This window comes from Sneathiella chungangensis (assembly GCF_009882935.1).
Classification (GTDB): domain Bacteria; phylum Pseudomonadota; class Alphaproteobacteria; order Sneathiellales; family Sneathiellaceae; genus Sneathiella; species Sneathiella chungangensis.
The window spans coordinates 199,762-216,749 of record NZ_WTVA01000002.1; the positions used below are offsets into that span (position 1 = coordinate 199,762).

16 protein-coding genes are annotated in these 16,988 nt (G+C 54.5%); 5 read left to right on the forward strand and 11 right to left on the reverse strand.

All coding sequences use genetic code 11. The features are described from left to right. Positions 1-204: 204 nt before the first annotated feature. The 3 genes from GQF03_RS05880 to GQF03_RS05890 all read right to left on the reverse strand — a co-directional run bounded on the left by GQF03_RS05880 (position 205) and on the right by GQF03_RS05890 (position 2,652). On the reverse strand, positions 205-990 hold the full coding sequence (locus GQF03_RS05880; protein ID WP_161338283.1) for a DUF1217 domain-containing protein: 786 nt from the start codon (positions 988-990) through the stop codon (positions 205-207). Positions 991-1,108: 118 nt separating this feature from the next. Beyond that, positions 1,109-1,918, reverse strand: coding sequence for a flagellin N-terminal helical domain-containing protein (locus tag GQF03_RS05885; protein ID WP_161338284.1), 810 nt, complete (start codon positions 1,916-1,918; stop codon positions 1,109-1,111). 332 nt (positions 1,919-2,250) lie between these two features. After that, on the reverse strand, positions 2,251-2,652 hold the full coding sequence (locus tag GQF03_RS05890) for a flagellar biosynthesis repressor FlbT (protein WP_161338285.1): 402 nt from the start codon (positions 2,650-2,652) through the stop codon (positions 2,251-2,253). Positions 2,653-2,864: 212 nt separating this feature from the next. Between GQF03_RS05890 and GQF03_RS05895 the strand changes: the two genes are divergently transcribed. Then, positions 2,865-3,152 (forward strand): DUF6460 domain-containing protein, encoded by a 288-nt coding sequence (locus GQF03_RS05895; RefSeq protein WP_161338286.1) that lies wholly within the window; start codon positions 2,865-2,867, stop codon positions 3,150-3,152. A 12-nt stretch (positions 3,153-3,164) separates the two neighbouring features. On the opposite strand, the gene GQF03_RS05900 is transcribed toward GQF03_RS05895, so the two are convergent. From GQF03_RS05900 to GQF03_RS05930, 7 genes are all read right to left on the reverse strand, one after another. Continuing rightward, the gene (locus GQF03_RS05900) at positions 3,165-3,494 is read right to left on the reverse strand and encodes a TraR/DksA family transcriptional regulator (protein ID WP_161338287.1); all 330 of its coding nucleotides are present in this window, start codon (positions 3,492-3,494) and stop codon (positions 3,165-3,167) included. 87 nt (positions 3,495-3,581) lie between these two features. Continuing rightward, positions 3,582-4,598, reverse strand: a complete 1,017-nt coding sequence (locus GQF03_RS05905) for a 2-oxoacid:ferredoxin oxidoreductase subunit beta (RefSeq protein ID WP_161338288.1) — start codon at positions 4,596-4,598, stop codon at positions 3,582-3,584. A 1-nt stretch (position 4,599) separates the two neighbouring features. After that, complete coding sequence (locus GQF03_RS05910; RefSeq protein WP_161338289.1) at positions 4,600-6,471, reverse strand: 2-oxoacid:acceptor oxidoreductase subunit alpha; 1,872 nt, start codon at positions 6,469-6,471, stop codon at positions 4,600-4,602. 298 nt (positions 6,472-6,769) lie between these two features. After that, positions 6,770-7,363 (reverse strand): TetR family transcriptional regulator, encoded by a 594-nt coding sequence (locus GQF03_RS05915; protein WP_161338290.1) that lies wholly within the window; start codon positions 7,361-7,363, stop codon positions 6,770-6,772. Positions 7,364-7,428: 65 nt separating this feature from the next. Further along, on the reverse strand, positions 7,429-8,184 hold the full coding sequence (locus GQF03_RS05920) for an AsmA family protein (RefSeq protein WP_161338291.1): 756 nt from the start codon (positions 8,182-8,184) through the stop codon (positions 7,429-7,431). A gap of 149 nt (positions 8,185-8,333) precedes the next feature. Further along, positions 8,334-10,331, reverse strand: coding sequence for a TRAP transporter permease (locus GQF03_RS05925; protein ID WP_161338292.1), 1,998 nt, complete (start codon positions 10,329-10,331; stop codon positions 8,334-8,336). A gap of 21 nt (positions 10,332-10,352) precedes the next feature. Beyond that, positions 10,353-11,507 (reverse strand): TAXI family TRAP transporter solute-binding subunit, encoded by a 1,155-nt coding sequence (locus GQF03_RS05930; protein ID WP_161338293.1) that lies wholly within the window; start codon positions 11,505-11,507, stop codon positions 10,353-10,355. A gap of 126 nt (positions 11,508-11,633) precedes the next feature. On the opposite strand from GQF03_RS05930, the gene GQF03_RS05935 reads away from it, so the two are divergent. The 3 genes from GQF03_RS05935 to GQF03_RS05945 are packed head-to-tail and all read left to right on the forward strand — an operon-like array spanning position 11,634 to position 14,432. After that, positions 11,634-12,440 carry an IclR family transcriptional regulator gene (locus tag GQF03_RS05935; protein WP_161338294.1) on the forward strand — a complete coding sequence of 269 codons (807 nt, stop codon included), beginning with the start codon at positions 11,634-11,636 and terminating at the stop codon, positions 12,438-12,440. 41 nt (positions 12,441-12,481) lie between these two features. Beyond that, positions 12,482-13,636 carry an acyl-CoA dehydrogenase family protein gene (locus GQF03_RS05940; RefSeq protein WP_161338295.1) on the forward strand — a complete coding sequence of 385 codons (1,155 nt, stop codon included), beginning with the start codon at positions 12,482-12,484 and terminating at the stop codon, positions 13,634-13,636. Between the two features lie 22 nt (positions 13,637-13,658). After that, positions 13,659-14,432 (forward strand): class II aldolase/adducin family protein, encoded by a 774-nt coding sequence (locus GQF03_RS05945; protein ID WP_161338296.1) that lies wholly within the window; start codon positions 13,659-13,661, stop codon positions 14,430-14,432. 45 nt (positions 14,433-14,477) lie between these two features. On the opposite strand, the gene GQF03_RS05950 is transcribed toward GQF03_RS05945, so the two are convergent. Then, entirely contained in the window at positions 14,478-15,734 is a 1,257-nt protein-coding gene (locus tag GQF03_RS05950; RefSeq protein ID WP_161338297.1) for an MFS transporter, read from the reverse strand. A 138-nt stretch (positions 15,735-15,872) separates the two neighbouring features. On the opposite strand from GQF03_RS05950, the gene GQF03_RS05955 reads away from it, so the two are divergent. Then, positions 15,873-16,886 carry a cyclase family protein gene (locus GQF03_RS05955; RefSeq protein ID WP_161338298.1) on the forward strand — a complete coding sequence of 338 codons (1,014 nt, stop codon included), beginning with the start codon at positions 15,873-15,875 and terminating at the stop codon, positions 16,884-16,886. Positions 16,887-16,988: the final 102 nt, after the last annotated feature.

The following is a 16,988-nucleotide window of genomic DNA, read 5'->3' on the forward strand; positions in this document are numbered from 1 at the left end:
CAAATTCACTCACGGCTACAGAAGCAAGGGGCGTGCCAAAAACAAAAACCCGCAGATTTCAGCGGGTTTCAGAAAGAAAGTAGGGAGATTTCGGTGGGCCGGGAAAGCCGGCATTGTCGCGTCAGGTGGGAATTTTTTTCTCTGCTAAGAAAGATCTGCCCCGTTGCAGGGACAAATTTGCAAGGTTATCCGGAAGTTGGCCGTTCAGACGAACAGGTCTATCTGGATTGGTTGCGGACCGACAAAGCTATTGTCTGTTGAGATCGGCTGGAACAGGGACAGCATCGGATTGGCGGTCGGGTCAGTGTTGTTGATTTCCGTATACACCAGAAATCTCTGGACCATCTTTTCGATTTTCTCGGGATCCTTGAAATCCTCGATATTAATCTGCTTTTCCAGGCGGTCCCGCTGTTGCTCGTAGGACAGGCTCTGGAAGCTTTCTGGCAGGCCAAGGCCGACCCGGACGACATGCATCAGCGTTTTGTCCGCCATGATCTGCGACAGTGCGTCGACATCTCCGGCAAGCCGCTTGAAGTACAGGGCTTCACGAACGCCATCCGCATTCTCACCTTCGAATTTCTCGAATTCATTGGTTTTGTATCCGGCAAGGATTGCATCTACATTCGACTGGTTCTGGAAAAAATCGGGGTTGGCATTCAACCCGTACATTGCCGACGCCAGTTTCGCCCAACGCGGTTCCGCTAGTCTATTGACGAGGCTGTCTTCATCTGCTGGATTTTCCGTCAGTATCTTGCGGACCATCGCCGGTTTGTCGATTTCACTTTCAAGCTGAAAAGCCGAGAGCACCATGGTCAGAACGCGGCGGTTCTTCATCAGATCGTCCACCGACTTGATCTCGCCGATATCTTCGTTGAACGTCGCAATATCGCGCTTGACGGTCGGCTGCGCTTCGAAAGTTTTCAAATGCGCATCTTTCAAGCTGGTTGAAAGCTTGTACCAGAGCAGCGAACTATCCGTTGAAAGTTGCATCGTTAAACCCAAGGAAAAAGGAAATTCCGTTCCACTCAGTATATCTGAGAAATCATGAACAGGAGGTTAACAGAAAAGGCGGCCCGAATGAGCCGCCTTTCCGTGTAGGGACTTAATTTTAACGGAACAGGGCCAGAATACTCTGCGGTGCCGAGTTGGCGATGCTGAGAGACTGGATGTTGAGCTGTTCCTTGGTCTGCAAAGCAGTCAGCTCAGCAGCAACTTCTGCCATGTCGGCATCGACGAGAACGCCAAGGCCTTCTTTCATCGTGTCGGTCAGAAGCTGGGTAAATTCACCCTGGTCATCAAGACGATTGGCGAATGTACCAATGCTGGTCAGAGCCGTACCATTGGTTGCGATGGCGGCGTCGATGGTCGCAAGATGCGTATCGAGGTTTGCCGTATCCGTCGCGTCGATGGTGTTAAGAGCAAGACCGGTCGTAGACGTTAGGTCGATGTTGGTGAAAGTGATGTTGTCAGTTGCACCAAGACCCGTAGCGACCGTCAGCGTCGTTGCCGTTGCCGTCAACAGGTTCACACCGTTAAAGGCAGACGTGCTGGTGATCGCGTCGATCTGAGCCAGAACTTCCGTAACCTGATCCTGAATTGCAGAGGCATCAAGACCTTCGTTTTTCGCCTGAGTAAACAGGCCTTTCAGCGTTGTAAGCTGATCGGAAATGGCGGTTGCACCGGCCATGGCCATACCAATCGTAGCCTGACCGAAAGCGATACCTTCGGAAATTGCATTCAAAGCGCCGATGTCGGCACGCATGCCCTGAGCAATCACGAAAGTTGCCGGAGCATCTTTTGCGCTGCTGACACGCAGACCTGTTTCGAGCTGTGACTGAACTTGTCCGAGAGATTTCTGCGTCATGTTAAGGGTACGCAGAGCTGCCATTGAACTGGCGTTGGTATTAATAGAAGACATAGTATCTTTTCCTCATTCTAGAGTTGTCGCATCTGCGACGGAACGGCTCTTTTGAGCCCCGGTCTGCTTCGAAACCGTGCCCTGACTATCCATCCCATTTCCTAACAAAAGATTAATGAGGATTTTTTTTACGGCCTCCTTATCGATTGGTTACGGCGGCAGGGGGGCGAAAACCGCACAAATGCTTTGATATACGAGGAAATTTGCCCTCTTGCGTTCGGGATTTTTTTTATCCGGAGCCCTCGCGAATTTCCGCCCAAGCTAAATGGCCGGTGTTGAACCACCGGCGACAATGCTGAATCAGGAGAGCCCGCAGGCGAAAAAACAAACGGCTAGTCTGCCGATTCTTCCGCCTTCGATTCAATCGATTTAAAATATTTCTGCAAAAGTTTGAGGGCGGAGTAGTAGTTTTTCTCGCCAATAAGGCCCACGACTTCAAAAACCAGGTTGCGCTCCTTGTTATCGTGTGTGGAGAGGAAAGCAATCTGCGCCGCGTCCTGGAAACTTTTGTGATGCGCGTCGTGATTATCCGGCTCTATATACATGAGCTGGACATATAGATAGACATTCTCAAACGGTGTTTTTACATGCTCCGGAAGAAGGATATCCCTCTCACGCATGATCGACGCATCATTCTCGAGCGAAAAATGCATCGCCTTGCTGCTCGTGTTGGTGAGAACGGCACCGTTGACGATAATCTTCTCCCCGGCGGGGATACGAAACTTCAAAGACATTTACTCGTCTCCAATATGGGACCACGCCGCATACTATAACAACAGTCACAAAATGTGCAAAACAGGATTATACACTACCTGCCCGCGCCAGCATTTCCAACTGTATAAGTTCACAGGAAATAAATTCTGGCTATCATGCGGGCGACAACTATATGATTGCATGTAACCATAGGCTTATGGGACGCGATCGTAATAAATATTGAGGGCTGTTAATGCCAAAAAATATTGTCTCAATTATTATAAAGCTGGTGCTCGCGTCTTTCGCTGTCGGCTGGGCTTTGACATTATTTGACATTACGCCGATTGATCTGCTGAAAGATCTGACCGGCACGATCGGGCAGATATACTCGATGGCGCTGGAGACAGTGGGCTGGGCGGCGGATTATATCCTGCTCGGGGCGGTCGTCGTGGTGCCGATTTGGGCGATCGTTGCCGGGTTAAACTATCTGCAACGGAAAAGCCGCCGGAATATGTCATCCTCGTCCAAGCGCCAGGACTAGGTTGATTTTAATTTAGCTGCTGGCGCAGTCAATGCAGAGCGGCGCGCTGGGGTCAAGCGCAAGGCGCTTTTCGGAAATCTCCTCACCACAATTCACGCAATATCCGTAATCGCCGCTGTCGACGCGGTCGAGCGCGGCGTCGATGCGGGTCAGCTCGTTTTTGCGTCGGCGTTCCGTTTCCTGGGCCATGGCCTGGCCCTGCAGCGCATCCATCCGCGACAGGCGACCGACGCGGGCCTGGTCGAGTTCGACCGGCCGGGCGTCATCGGTGCTCGATGTCATGACGTCGAGTATTTCGGCGCGCCGCGCAAGCAGTATTTTCCGGGGATCTTTCTCTACCATGGGTGCAGGCTACGTTAATTTTTCTGGAGAAGCAAAGAAAAGGCCGGCCTTGCGGTGGCCGGCCCTTCTATCCTTATAACCGGGCTACTAGGCCTGCCAGGTATGCCCCTGACGGAGAAGGGCGTCGAGCGATGGCGTGCCAGAGGCTTTCGCCGCGTCGAGCTTCGCCTCGATCCCCGCTTCATAGGTCGGGGCGGGGTCGCAATAGATCACGCCGAAGGCCATGGGCAGGTCATGACCATCCATGGCGGCGATCAATGTCGCGAGCGAGCGGTTGGTTTCATCATGGACGAGGATGTCCTCCTCCGTTACGCCGTTTTCGCCGATGGTGACCGCTTCAAGCGTTAGCGTCCTGGCATTCAGGCGGATTCCCTTGTTTTTCTCCGCCCCGAAAATCAGCGGCTTGCCATGTTCGACATGGAGCTGCTTTTCCGCCGCGACGTCGCGGGCGAGAACATTGTCAAAGACCGCGTCATTATAGACGATGCAGTTCTGCAGGATTTCGACAAGCGACGTGCCTTTATGGGCATGGGCCCGTTTCAGGACCTCGGGAAGCGTTTTCTGCGTATCATAGGCCCGGGCGGCAAAGCGCGCGCCGGCCCCCAGGGTAAAGACAAGTGGCTTCAGGGGCGTATCGACCGATCCGTCCGGAGAGGAGGGCGTGCGTAATCCCACTTCCGATGTCGGTGAATACTGGCCTTTCGTCAGACCATAGATTTCGTTATTGCAGAGCAGGATCTGAAGATCGACATTGCGCCGCAAGACATGCAGCATGTGATTGCCGCCAATGCTGAATCCGTCGCCGTCGCCCGTCACCATCCAGACATCAAGTTCCGGATTGGCTATCTTGATACCGGTCGCGAATGCCGGCGCCCGCCCATGGATCGTATGGAAGCCATAGGTCGACATATAATAAGGGAAGCGGGAAGAACATCCGATGCCCGAAACGAAAACATAATTTTCCTTCGGCGTGTCGAGATCGGGCAATGTCCGTTGGACTGCCTTCAAAATGGCATAGTCACCGCAGCCCGGGCACCAGCGCACTTCCTGATCAGACGCAAAGTCGGTCGGTTTCATTTTCTCTTTTGTAACGGCAATATTCATGTCAGTTCTCCAATGCCGCGTCGATGGCACGTTCAATTTCGGAAATCTTGAACGGCTGCCCGGTCACTTTGGTGAGCGGTTGCGCATCGATCAGATATTGATCACGAAGGACAGTTTTCAATTGCCCATCGTTCATTTCCGGAACAATTACCTTGTCAAATCCGCGAAGAAGGTCGCCGAGATTTCGGGGAAGCGGCCAGATATGGCGGAGATGGATATGGGAAACCTTCTTCCCTTCCGCCAGTTTGTTATCGACGGCCCGGCTGATCGGCCCGTAGGTCGATCCCCAGCCGACGACTGCGAGCGCACCACTGCTTTCGCCACTTTCGACCGTCTGCTCAGGGATATCATTGGCGATATTCAGGATCTTGTCCCGTCGCAGATCCGTCATCCGCTGATGGTTGGCGGGCTCGTAGGAAATGTTGCCCGAACCGTCTTCCTTCTCGATGCCGCCGATGCGATGTTCAAGACCCGGAGTGCCCGGAACGGCCCATTGGCGCGCGAGGGTTTCGGGATTGCGGTTAAAGGGCGCAAATCCCTCGGGGTTTGTCTCAAACCGGATCGGGAAGGGCGTGCGGTCAGCAACTGACGGGATCAGCCATGGCTCCGCGGCATTGCCGATATATCCGTCGGTCAGGAGCATCACAGGCGTCATATATTTTGTCGCCAGGCGGCAGGCTTCAATCGCGACATCGAAACAATCGGATGGTCCGTGAGCCGCCAACACGACAACCGGTGCATCGCCATTACGGCCGTAAACAGCCTGATACAGGTCCGACTGCTCGGTTTTTGTCGGCATGCCGGTAGAGGGTCCTGCCCGCTGCGAATTGACGATAATCAGCGGCAGCTCCGTCGAGATGGCAAGACCGATGGCCTCGCCTTTCAGGGCAATGCCGGGACCGGAAGAGGACGTAATGCCGAGTGAACCCGCGTAAGAAGCGCCGATGGCAGAGCAGACCGCCGCGATCTCATCCTCCGCCTGGAAGGTCTTCACGCCGAACTGCTTCATTTTCGCAAGCGTGTGAAGCACCGGTGATGCCGGAGTGATCGGATAGGACCCAAAGAAAATCTTCAAATTTGCAAGCTCCGCACCCGCAACCAATCCCCAGGCGAGAGCTTCACCGCCCGTGACCGTACGGTATAGGCCATGCGGCATTTCTGCCGCAGGAATGGTGTAGAGATGCGTAAGTCCGCTGACTTCCGATGCTTCGCCAAAGATGTGGCCGGCGTTGAGTGCTGCGATATTGGCATCGGCGATTTCCGGACGCTTGGCGAATTTCCGGCGGAGCCAGTCGATGGTGTCGCTGCGGTCGCGCCCGTAAATCCAGTAAACCAGACCCAGCACCCAGAAGTTCTTGCACCGCAATCCCTCTTTTTGCGTGAGGCCGAATTCCTTCACCGATTCCAGAACATGTTTCGTGATATCGATATCGACAACCGAATATGCGGAAAGCGAACCGTCCTCAAGCGGATTGGCCAGGTAGCCGGCCTTCTTCAAGTTACGATCGCTGAAGGTTCCGCTGTCGACAATTATCATTCCACCCGGTTTGAGCCGCGCGAGGTTGACCATCAATGCTGCCGGATTCAGAGCGACGAGAACATCCGGGTCATCGCCAGCAGTCTCAATACGTCGAGAGCCGAAATTGATCTGAAATGCCGAGACGCCGAACGTCGTTCCGACGGGCGCCCGGATTTCAGCCGGAAAATCGGGAAAGGTTGCGAGGTCGTTGCCGGCCAATGCTGTTGTATCAGTAAATCGACTGCCGGTAATCTGAATGCCGTCGCCCGAGTCGCCAGCGAAGCGGATGACGACGGATGAAATCTCCTTCCGGGGAACGGCGGAGATCTCTGTCTTTATTTTTAGTTCGTTCAACTTTCCTACTCGCGTTATGCAAATGGGGTGGGAAATGCTCTAACACCGCCGAATGCCTTTAGTTTAGCCATATTTCGTAACAGCAATCAACGGCCTATATCATCATTTGCTGTATCAACAACAATTTGTGAGGCGATACGGTCCCGTTGCCGGAGTTTTTCGCCCATACTCGGGCCGGCAGCCATCTTATCCCCGTTAGATATAGTTTTTTTTAGGTAAAACGCAATATAATTTTCTACAAAATATTGTGAAATAAATTAATCACATAAAAATAATGTGAAAATAGGCGGAGGGGATTTCAGGAAAGGCCGTCTTTCATAATGCGCACGAAAAAGGCGCCGATCTGTGCGGGCGTCTGGCCACCGGGGCGGTACCAGCTGCTCGACCAGTTAAGCGAACCGAGCAGGCTCAAGCGGAGCAGGCCCTTGTCAACATCCTCGGCAAGCGGAAGATCCTCTATCAGGTCCATGAACAGCTTGTCGTAGCTGTCGCGAATTTCGATGAGGCGGCTTCGCAATGTCGGTGCAGTTCGGGAAATGTCCGCGCAGAGCAGAATTGAAAAATTGTTGCCGCCGAAAAGGGTATTCATATGGGCGACCGCCGCCCGGGTCAGTCGTTCCCATGGATCGTCAACCCCTTCAATTGCCTCGATCACCGCTGTACTGATAAGCCTTTTGCCTTCTTCATAAGTGGCGACGATCAGGTCGTCTTTGGAGGAAAAGTGGTAATACATGGAGCCGGCAAGCATCCCCGCTTCCCGCGCGATGTCCCGCATGGAGGTGGCGTCATATCCGCGCTGGTTAAATAAATGCGCCGCCGCCGCCATCAGTTCCTGGCGGCGGTTGTCACTCCGGTGCAGACTTTCTTCTCGTGAGGTAGCGTTTTCTGTCACAGCCTGGCCCTAACGAACAGTTGTTATAGCCCCTGTTATGCCTGCTCGCGCAAGGAGCGGCAACTCTAATTTTCGAGGAGTTCTCGAAGGCGGCTGATGGCTTCTTCCGTCTCGTCGCTGGCAGCGCGAAGAATGTTGAGCGCCTGATCGGACAAATTGAGATCCGTCGAGAGAGCGGCAATTGTTACTGCCTGTAGGATTGGCGCATACAGCTTGTCGACAAGCGCGGCAGGGGCGAGGCCATTTTCATCGCGGCCGACGTCTTCAAGATGCACGTTTTTCATGATAGCGGTCGTTCTTTTTCCTGTGAGACCTTCGGCTTCCACAACGACGACGCCATTCGAGATATACAAATCATTGATAATGAATTTCGTCGGAGAGCCAGCCTTATCATCAGGAAAGGAACCCTGCTTTTCCGCCGCCACGGCTTCTCCGATCTGGGCGCGAAGCGCACGGAGATTGTCGCCGGATTGGTTTATCTCATAGGTAATCTCCGGGGCCTCGATTTCCATTCTCTTGATTACCATGACGCCTTCACCGACGGTTTGAGGGTCGATCTGGATTTCTATGCGGGGTGCAAGAAGAGCGGTTTTTGCAGAAAAGCCGGCCGGGTTTGCCACCGAAAGATCGAGGAGGGAGGCGTCTCCGCTCGACGGTGAAAAATCCGCATCGCGGAGGGTTACGGCGGTTTGTGTGATGGCGCTTCCATATTTCTCGACGCTCGTCGTGATAACCGATCCGATCGAGAGATAGACGGTGACGATGGCGATGCAGAAAAGGGCGGCGATCCCGACCATCGCAATCGTTAAAATACGTTTCATATGAACAGCCTGCTTGCCATGAAAGAAATACGTCGCCGCAGAATACGATGCGGACCCCACGGTCGCAAGCGAAGAGCGACGCGTCACCCCCTTAATAAAAACGCCCGCCGGAGATCCGGCGGGCGTTTCTTCGGAATATCCTTCGGGCGTTAAAGCACCATCGCCGCTTTTGCCCGTCTATCGATGAAAAAGGCGAGAAGCGCCGCGGATCCGGCGGTGACGAGCGCAAATAGCGCAAGTTCCAGATCGCTGAAAGGGATCAACTCGCTTCCGCCCGGCGTTGCAAGAGCAAGGCCGCCGATAAGGATCAATCCCCTGATCGGCCAGCCGAGCACCGGATGGCGATGGAGGTTTCCGACCCAGACAAGATATCCTTGCAGCGAACTGGCGACGAGAATAACCCCGCCGACGGCGCAAACGAACAGGAGCGCCGTCCGGCTCAATTCACCGTGAAAGATAAAGGCGGGATCCAGCACAAAGAAGAAGGGAACGAAATAGATGATCGATCCCAGCCGCATCGCTTCAAGACCGGTCCGCATCGGGTTGGCGCCCGCAATCGACGCCGCCGCAAAAGCGCCAAGCGCCACCGGTGGCGTGATGAAGGAGACCATCCCCCAGTAAAGGATGAACAGATGCACCGACATCGGATCAAGCCCGCCCTGCACCAGCGCGGGCGCAAGGACAATGGCGAGAAAGATGTAGGCGGCGGTCACGGTCATACCAATGCCCATGATGAAGCTGGTTATCGCGCCCATCAACAGCAGGACGAGAATGTCGCCGCCGGCCATGAAGATCAGATCATTGACCAGGGTTCCAGCCATGCCGGTGATGGAAAGGGCGCCGACGATCAGTCCGACACCGACGAGAATTGCCGCGATTTCCGCGAGCAGCTTGCCGGAGGCCAGAATAAACTCCCAGAATTCCTTCATTCCCCACCGATCCGGTGAAAAAATCTGGTTGATGAGAATCAGCAGGCCCGTTGCGTAAAACGGCGCCAGGACTTCCTGCTTGAGATAGACCAGCATCACGATCAGCAGGACGAAAACTGCAATGAAGTGCCAGCCCTTGCGGAAGGTTTCGCCAAGCTTCGGAAGCTGGTCCCTCGGCAGGCCGGGCATATTGTGCCGCGCCGCGTAGGCGTCGATCTGAATAAACAGGGCGAGATAATAAAGGACTGACGGGACAATCGCGGCAATCGCGATCGTGATATAGGGGATGTTCAGGAACACCGCCATAATGAAAGCCGTCGAGCCCATGATCGGAGGCATGAGAACGCCGCCGGTCGACGCACAGGCCTCGACGCCTGCAGCATAGGATGCGCGAAATCCGGTCTTCCGCATGGCCGGAATGGTCATGACGCCGGTCGTGATCACGTTGGAGATCACGCTGCCGCTCATTGAGCCCATCAGGCCCGATGAGAAAATAGCCACTTTGGCCGGACCGCCACGCACATGCCCCAAGGCGGCGAAGGCGAGATCGATAAAGAATTTACCGCCGCCCGTCTGAGTCAGTGCAACCCCGAAAATCAGGAATCCGATCACGAGATTGGCGAGCGCCTGCATCGGAATGCCAAGCATACTCTCCGCACTGAACACATGGTATGCGGTGGTATCCGCGAGATTACTTCCAAGTCCGGATATTGGTCCAGGCATAATATCCGCATAGAGCGGATAGAGCGAAATGATGACGACAATGGTGAAAAGAGCGGTGCCGCCCGCGCGTCTGGTGCCCTCAAGGACAAGCAGCCACAGGATAAATCCGAGAATGACGACATCCGTCGGCGCGCCCATTTCCCAGCCGTAATCGACAATTGCCGCGGCTTTCATGAAGAAGAAAACCAGCAACCCGAATGTGACGACGGCAAACAGAATATCGTACCACGGCACCCTGTCCATGGCCGATTTGCTCGTCGCCGGGAAAATCAGAAAAACAATGGGAACCAGCAATCCGAACAAGGCATATTGATATTCATTATCAAGCCAGGTATGTCCGACAAAGAAGCCGGCATTGAACAGCTGGTTCATTGCAAGGAGTATGACGACGATCGTGACCGCAATAACGATCACGCGCCAAAGAGGGGAAAGGTTACGGTGGCGAGCCAGTTCAGGCTGCACCACCGCTCCATTCTCTTGTTTTTGGATTTCCATTTAAGGTTCTACAGATAAGGATTATTTGAAAATCGGGTTCATGCCGGCGGCCTGCAATGCCTCAGCCCGGACTTTCATCCATTCTGCCGCAAATGCATCGCCTTCAAGACCCTTGTCCTTCATCGTCGCCCAAGCGTTGGCGAGAACGTCCTGACGTTCCATCATTTTATTGTTATGGGCATCCATTTCATCGGTCCAGACGCCAATTTCCTTCCAGTATTTGACGGCAGCCGGGTGATAGGGAACCGCCCATTTGAAGGTCTGGTTTTCAAGTGCCCAACCGGTCATTTCCGGCAAGGCTTCCTTGTAGCTTTCATATTCCGAGTGAACGGCCTTGATCATGGAATAGACCAATTCCGGGTCCTGGTCCGCGCGGGTGATCAGGATCGGGTAAGGATAGGCCGCACCATCATGCGGGGTTTCCTTGGAGATATTACCCGTTCCCAGAACGGCCACATGCGGTACGAAATACGGTGCGACAGCCTGGACACGGTCCCAGCCTTCCTTGTCGGCGGCAGGGGTCGGCGGCCAGTAAATACCACGTGGCGACGCTTCCAGCTGTTTCGTCGGTCCGGAGACGGTTGACGCGAAGGCCGCGTCGATCTGACCGGAAATCATCCCCTTCCACATGGCGCCGTATCCACCGAATTCAACAACTTCGACGTCGTCAAATGTCAGTCCGCCAAAGGCGAGAATGGCTTCGGTGCCGATGGTCAAAGCCGGTGAACTGCGAACCACGCCGACACGCTTACCTTTCAGATCAGCAATGGTCTTGACGCCTGCATCCGCAGCCACACCAACGGAAAGGTTGGCATCGGACGTTGCGGACGCCAGCAGCTGCACTTTCTGCGGGCCCCAGTCCGGCGTTGCAAATTCGAATACGCCTTCGGATGCATAGAACGTTCCGGCACCATTTGCGACGAACTGAACTTTATCGGTCCTCAGCGGACCCATGCGCGAAATGTCGTTCTTACCGGGAATCACGCGCAAATCGACGCCAAATTTGTCTTTCAAGGCTTTGCCGATTGCGACGGACTGGTTATAGCCGGTTGTGCCGGTGTTGTAGGCACTCCACGCAAGTGTGTCTGGAAGCTTGACATCCGCAGCAGACGCGGCGGACGAGAAAGCAAACACCGCTGCCGCTGCAGCCGCGCAAAGTTTTAAACTTATTCGCATTATTTCCTCCCTGGAAAACTTAGCATGGTTATTTTTTTGTTTTCTAATAGGCGGGTATTCTGCATAGTGGAACAGAATTCTGCAAGTTTTTTTCGTATATAGCTCTATTTTTACCAATGTTAGAAAATGCTAGAAGAAAAAACATTTATTGAGGGTATTTCCACGCCGGATAATGACCGGCATTTCGTGACGTCACTGGCGCGCGGCCTGCAAATTCTTCAGGCTTTCCGGCCAGGGGAGGGGCCGGTCGGCAATAATGAACTCGCCAAAAGAACCAAGCTCCCGCGTTCGACGGTGTCGCGCCTGACAAGCACTCTCTTGCAGCTTGGCTATCTGACCTACCGCAAGAGCCTCGGCAAGTACGAGCCCTCACCAGCGGTGCTTTCGCTCGGTTACACCTTTCTCGCCAACAACAAGATGCGGCTGCTTGCTCGGCCCCTGATGCATGATTTCGCGCGGCAGGTCGGTCTGGGCGTGGCCCTGGCGACGCGCGTCAGACTTCATATGATGTATGTCGAGACCGCCCGCGGTGGAGACGAGAGCACCCTCCGGCTGGAGACCGGTTCCTATCTTCCGATTGCCAGCACATCGATCGGGCGCGCCTTCCTGTGCAAGCTTCCGGAAGGCGAACGTCAATTTCTTCTCGATCATGTGCGGCGGAAAAATCCCGCGGACTGGTCAGAAATCAAAAAGGGCTTCGAGGCGGCGCAAAAGGATTTCTCCGAATACGGATACTGTTTGTCGCTCGGTGAATGGGATTCAAGTTTTTGCGCTGTGGGCACGGCCGCCCGTGATAATTCCAGCGGCGACGTTGTCGCCTTCAATTGCGGGGGCTCTTCATATCTGGTAACAGAAGCCATCTTGCGAGAAAATGTGGGTCCGCGCCTCGTTGCGCTGGCAAGGAACATCGAAGTGATGTGCGGACTGGACTGAAATAAAACCTGAAAAATAAGAAGAATACAGAAGGATAAAAGATGGCTCTTGATATCGAGACATTTGAATTAATGAAAGATGCTGTAACGCGATTCGTTCGAGAAAAGCTGGTGCCTGCCGAAGATACGGTTGAGGAGACAAACGATGTTCCGGAGGAAATAATCCAGGAAATGCGCGAACTCGGACTGTTCGGCCTGTCGATTCCCGAAGAATATGGCGGTCTCGGCCTCAGCATGGCACAGGAATGCGAGATTATTCACGAGCTTTGCAAGGCGTCGCTCGCGTTCCGGTCCGTGATCGGGACGACGGTCGGCATTGGCAGTCAGGGCCTTGTCATGACCGGCACTGACGAGCAGAAAAAACAATATCTGCCACGGCTTGCCTCCGGTGAGATCATGTCATCCTTCTGTCTTACTGAACCGGAAGCGGGATCGGATGCGGCCTCATTGCGTACGGTCGCGGTCAAAGACGGCGAAGATTATGTTCTCAACGGCACGAAACGATACATCACGAATGCGCTGCGCGCCGGGATGCTTACCGTTATGGCGCGAACGGATTCGTCAAAAAAGAGCGCGTCAGGGATCTCGGCGTTTCTCGTCGATCCGAGCACGCCCGGCGTCACCATCGCCAAGGCGGATGAAAAAATGGGGCAACGGGGCACGAAAACCAGCGACGTCATTTTCGAGGATGCGCGCGTTCCGGCCTCTGCGCTTCTTGGTGGTGTCGAGGGTCAGGGTTTCTACACCGCGATGAAGGTTCTCGACCGCGGGCGGTTGCATCTGAGCTCGGTTTCCACCGGCATATCGGAACGGATTCTCGCCGAAGCTCTCGGCTACGCCGCAGAGCGCAAGCAGTTCGGGACGGTGATCGGAGAGTTCCAGCTTGTTCAGGCGCTGCTTGCCGATAGTCAGGCGGAGTTGTTTGCCGGCAAGGCTATGACATTGGATGCGGCGAAGAAATATGATAACAATGAAGACATCTCTATGCTGGCCGCTTGTTGCAAGATGTTCACGACGGAAGCCGCCGGCAGGATTGCGGACCGCGCAGTCCAGATTCACGGCGGCGCGGGGTACATGGCGGAATACAAGGTTGAGCGGTTCTATCGGGACGTTCGGTTGCTCCGCCTATATGAAGGAACAACACAGATCCAGCAGTTGGTCATTGCGCGAAACATGCTGAAGTCTCATATGAACTAACGAACAAAAAAGGAAAATCGATATGGGTGTGGATACAATCAACAAACTGGTGCCCAGCCTTAAGGGCAAGGTCAGTGATGAAGAATGGGAAACGCGGGTCAATCTCGCGGCCTGCTATCACCTTGTTGCCCATTACGGGATGAGCGATCTTGTCTTTACCCATATTTCCGCGCGGGTGCCGGGAAGTGACCATCATTTCCTGATCAATCCCTACGGCCTCTTTTTTGACGAGATGACGGCGTCCAGCCTCATCAAGGTCGATATCGACGGGAAGATACTTGACGATACGCCGTTCAACATCAATCCGGCCGGTTATACCATTCATAGCGCCATTCATGCGGCGCGTGAGGATGTCGGATGCGTACTTCACACCCATACCACAGCCGGTATGGCGGTCTCGGCACAAAAGCAGGGCCTGCTGCCGATCAGCCAGCATTCCATGATGTTCTATGGCAGACTTGCCTACCATGGATATGAGGGGATTGCGCTCGATCTTGATGAGCGTGAGCGTCTTGTTCGGGATATGGGCGACAGTATCGCCATGATCCTCCGCAACCACGGTCTTCTCACTGTCGGCAGTACGGTGCCGGAAGCCTTCCGCCGCATTTTCTATCTTGAGAAATCATGTGAGTCTCAGATCAAGGCGCTTGCGGGCGATTCGGAGTTGATTATTCCCTCCCGCGAAGTCTGTGAGCATGCCGCCTCCCAGTTCAAGATCAGCGCGTCCCAGTCCGGTCTCGAATGGCCGGGCCTGCTGCGCATCCTTGACCGCAAGGGCGCAAATTACCGCGATTAGGCGGAGACGCGGGCAGACAAAAACTATCGGGCGCCGGGCCGCTTTTCAGGCGGTTTCCGGCGCCTTGTTTTTTGCCTTCTTTGATTCCTCCGACCGGCTGTAAATGATCAGCGCGATGGCGACAATCGCCGCGAGGCTGAAATAAAAGACTCGATAGGCGTCGATCGAGGCAGTCCCGTCGCTCTTGACAAATTGGCCGATGATAAAACCGCCCATCGACTGCAGCAGGAAGACGCCGAGAAACACCGCCGTATTCAAGGTGGCGATGCCGCGTCCGAGGAGTTTCTCCGGAAAAATTGAACGGCCGTGCGACATGATGACGACGCCGTAACTTCCAAAAAAACTAAAGAGAATCAATACTGTTGAAATCTGCCAAACGCGGACGACGGGCAGGAGTGCGAGAATTATCAGCAGGATGATCGTGGTTACGGCGGCGGCGGCAACGAGATGCTTTCGGGCGCGGAATATTCCATCCAGATACCCGTAGAAAAAATTTCCGCCGATCACCGCTATCGTCATCCAGAACAGGATGTTGCCGCGCTCCGCGAGGTCGAGACCATAGATATCCCGCAGATAATTGCCGCCCCAGAGACCGACGATTGCCATTATCGTTCCATAGATCACGAGATTGATGGCGAAGATATACTGAAACTGTCGATACTTGATGATTTTTAAAACGCCACCGATGGTTTCCTTCATGCTCTCGACTTCGCGATTGTGAAAGGCGTGGCCTTTCGGGGCGTCCTTGATGATCAGATATCCGAATATGATGGACATTGCCGTCATCAGGCTCGCGATCCAGAAGACGTCACGCCAGCCAATAAGGTCGGTCAGCCATGCCGTCGGCGTTGTCGCAAGGATATTGCCAAGCCCCCCCATTCCGACGATCAGGGATGCGTAAAAGGCAAACCGTTCCGCCGAGAGCCATCGCGAGATGATGACGAGGGAGCCCATAAGGACGGGGGCACAGCCGACGCCGATCAGGAATCGCGCGGCGGCAAGCTCCAGAAAATCGGAGGCGATGGCGAATCCGCTCGAGCCGATCACGGCGATCAGCATGAGACCGCAGATGGTTTTCCTCGGGCCATAGCGATCGAGAAAAATGCCGACTGGAACCTGGAAAAAGGCAAAGGCGATAAAGAAAATACCACCGACGATACCAAGCTGTTCATGGGAAAGGCCGATTTCGTCCATCATGTTCGGCGCGATGACAGCGATGGACGAGCGATAAAAATTGCTTGCGAGATAGACAATCGACAGCGTCGTAATGATCTTGAGGGCGGTCGTTGTTTCGCTTTTCATTTTTATTATTCTCGCATTGCTTTTTCCAAAGAGCTAACAGGTCGCGGGACTTACGTCAATTCGGCGGGTGAGGGGCTTTGCAGTCGCCCCCGTTGCAGCTATGCTGTTCGCAAAATAATAACAAGAGGGAGGGAACATATGTCCAGATGGGTGAACCGGCCGGAAGGGTCAAACTGGGGAGATTTCGGACCGGACGATCAAATCGGCCGCCTTAACCTCATCACGCCGGAAAAAATACGGGCCGCGGCCGCCGAAGTGAAGACAGGGGAACGCTTTTGTCTCAGCCTGCCTCTCGATCTGCCGGGTGGCAATATCCTTAATCCGAGGCGCTATCCGCCGGAAATATCGCCGACGATGCGATCCCAGAACCGTCCGAACATGAATTACAACCTCTCCCAGGACGATCCGAACATGATCGACGTTATCTGCGACGACATGGTGGTCCTGCATACCCAATATTCTTCACAATGGGACAGTCTTGCCCATGTCGGGCAGGAGTTTGACGCCGATGGCGATGGCAGGGCGGAAATCGTCTATTACAACGGCTATCGCGGCGGAGAGCATATTCGCGGACCTGAAGACGAGGGAGGCAGCCGGGCCCTCGCGCTCGGGATCGAGAACATGGCGGCGGCCGGCGTCCAGGGACGTGGCGTCATGATCGACCTCGAAGGCGCATTCGGCCGCGCGAAAACGTTAGTCGGTTATGATGGGCTGATGCGGGTTCTCGAAACGGACAATGTCGTCATCGAAGAGGGGGACATGATCTGCCTGCATACAGGATTTGCCCAGATGATCATGGACATGGATGGCAAGCCGGACAAGGACAAACTCCACAACTCCTGCGCGGCGCTTGATGGGCGTGACGGCAGGCTTCTCAACTGGATTTCGGATAGCGGATTGTCGTTGCTGATTGCCGATAATTATGCGGTTGAAGCCTACCCCTCCCGCGCCGGGCATGGCAACTGCGCCTTTCTGCCCATTCATGAGCATTGCCTGTTCAAGCTCGGTATCCATCTTGGTGAGCTCTGGTACCTGACGCCGCTCAATAACTGGCTGAAGGCGAATGGGCGCTCACGCTTCTTGCTGACCGCTCCGCCAATCCGGTTGCCCGGCGCTGTGGGCTCGCCTGCCAATCCCGTTGCGACGGTTTGATCGTCACGGGCACTATTGCAAGCGGATGCCGCCGCCTTATGTTATGCTTGTGCCTTGCCGGTAAGCTGGAATTCTGCTAGCTGACGACCGTCATTGTAATTT

What these genes read in the sequence shown, in the direction of transcription:
- GQF03_RS05925 (WP_161338292.1), bottom strand. Translation starts at nt 10,331, where the DNA reads ATGGAAATCCAAAAACAAGAGAATGGAGCGGTGGTGCAGCCTGAACTG.
- GQF03_RS05885 (WP_161338284.1), bottom strand. Translation starts at nt 1,918, where the DNA reads ATGTCTTCTATTAATACCAACGCCAGTTCAATGGCAGCTCTGCGTACC.
- GQF03_RS05900 (WP_161338287.1), bottom strand. Translation starts at nt 3,494, where the DNA reads ATGGTAGAGAAAGATCCCCGGAAAATACTGCTTGCGCGGCGCGCCGAA.
- GQF03_RS05895 (WP_161338286.1), top strand. Translation starts at nt 2,865, where the DNA reads ATGCCAAAAAATATTGTCTCAATTATTATAAAGCTGGTGCTCGCGTCT.
- GQF03_RS05945 (WP_161338296.1), top strand. Translation starts at nt 13,659, where the DNA reads ATGGGTGTGGATACAATCAACAAACTGGTGCCCAGCCTTAAGGGCAAG.
- GQF03_RS05880 (WP_161338283.1), bottom strand. Translation starts at nt 990, where the DNA reads ATGCAACTTTCAACGGATAGTTCGCTGCTCTGGTACAAGCTTTCAACC.
- GQF03_RS05930 (WP_161338293.1), bottom strand. Translation starts at nt 11,507, where the DNA reads ATGCGAATAAGTTTAAAACTTTGCGCGGCTGCAGCGGCAGCGGTGTTT.
- GQF03_RS05890 (WP_161338285.1), bottom strand. Translation starts at nt 2,652, where the DNA reads ATGTCTTTGAAGTTTCGTATCCCCGCCGGGGAGAAGATTATCGTCAAC.
- GQF03_RS05955 (WP_161338298.1), top strand. Translation starts at nt 15,873, where the DNA reads ATGTCCAGATGGGTGAACCGGCCGGAAGGGTCAAACTGGGGAGATTTC.
- GQF03_RS05920 (WP_161338291.1), bottom strand. Translation starts at nt 8,184, where the DNA reads ATGAAACGTATTTTAACGATTGCGATGGTCGGGATCGCCGCCCTTTTC.
- GQF03_RS05905 (WP_161338288.1), bottom strand. Translation starts at nt 4,598, where the DNA reads ATGAATATTGCCGTTACAAAAGAGAAAATGAAACCGACCGACTTTGCG.
- GQF03_RS05940 (WP_161338295.1), top strand. Translation starts at nt 12,482, where the DNA reads ATGGCTCTTGATATCGAGACATTTGAATTAATGAAAGATGCTGTAACG.
- GQF03_RS05950 (WP_161338297.1), bottom strand. Translation starts at nt 15,734, where the DNA reads ATGAAAAGCGAAACAACGACCGCCCTCAAGATCATTACGACGCTGTCG.
- GQF03_RS05935 (WP_161338294.1), top strand. Translation starts at nt 11,634, where the DNA reads ATGCTAGAAGAAAAAACATTTATTGAGGGTATTTCCACGCCGGATAAT.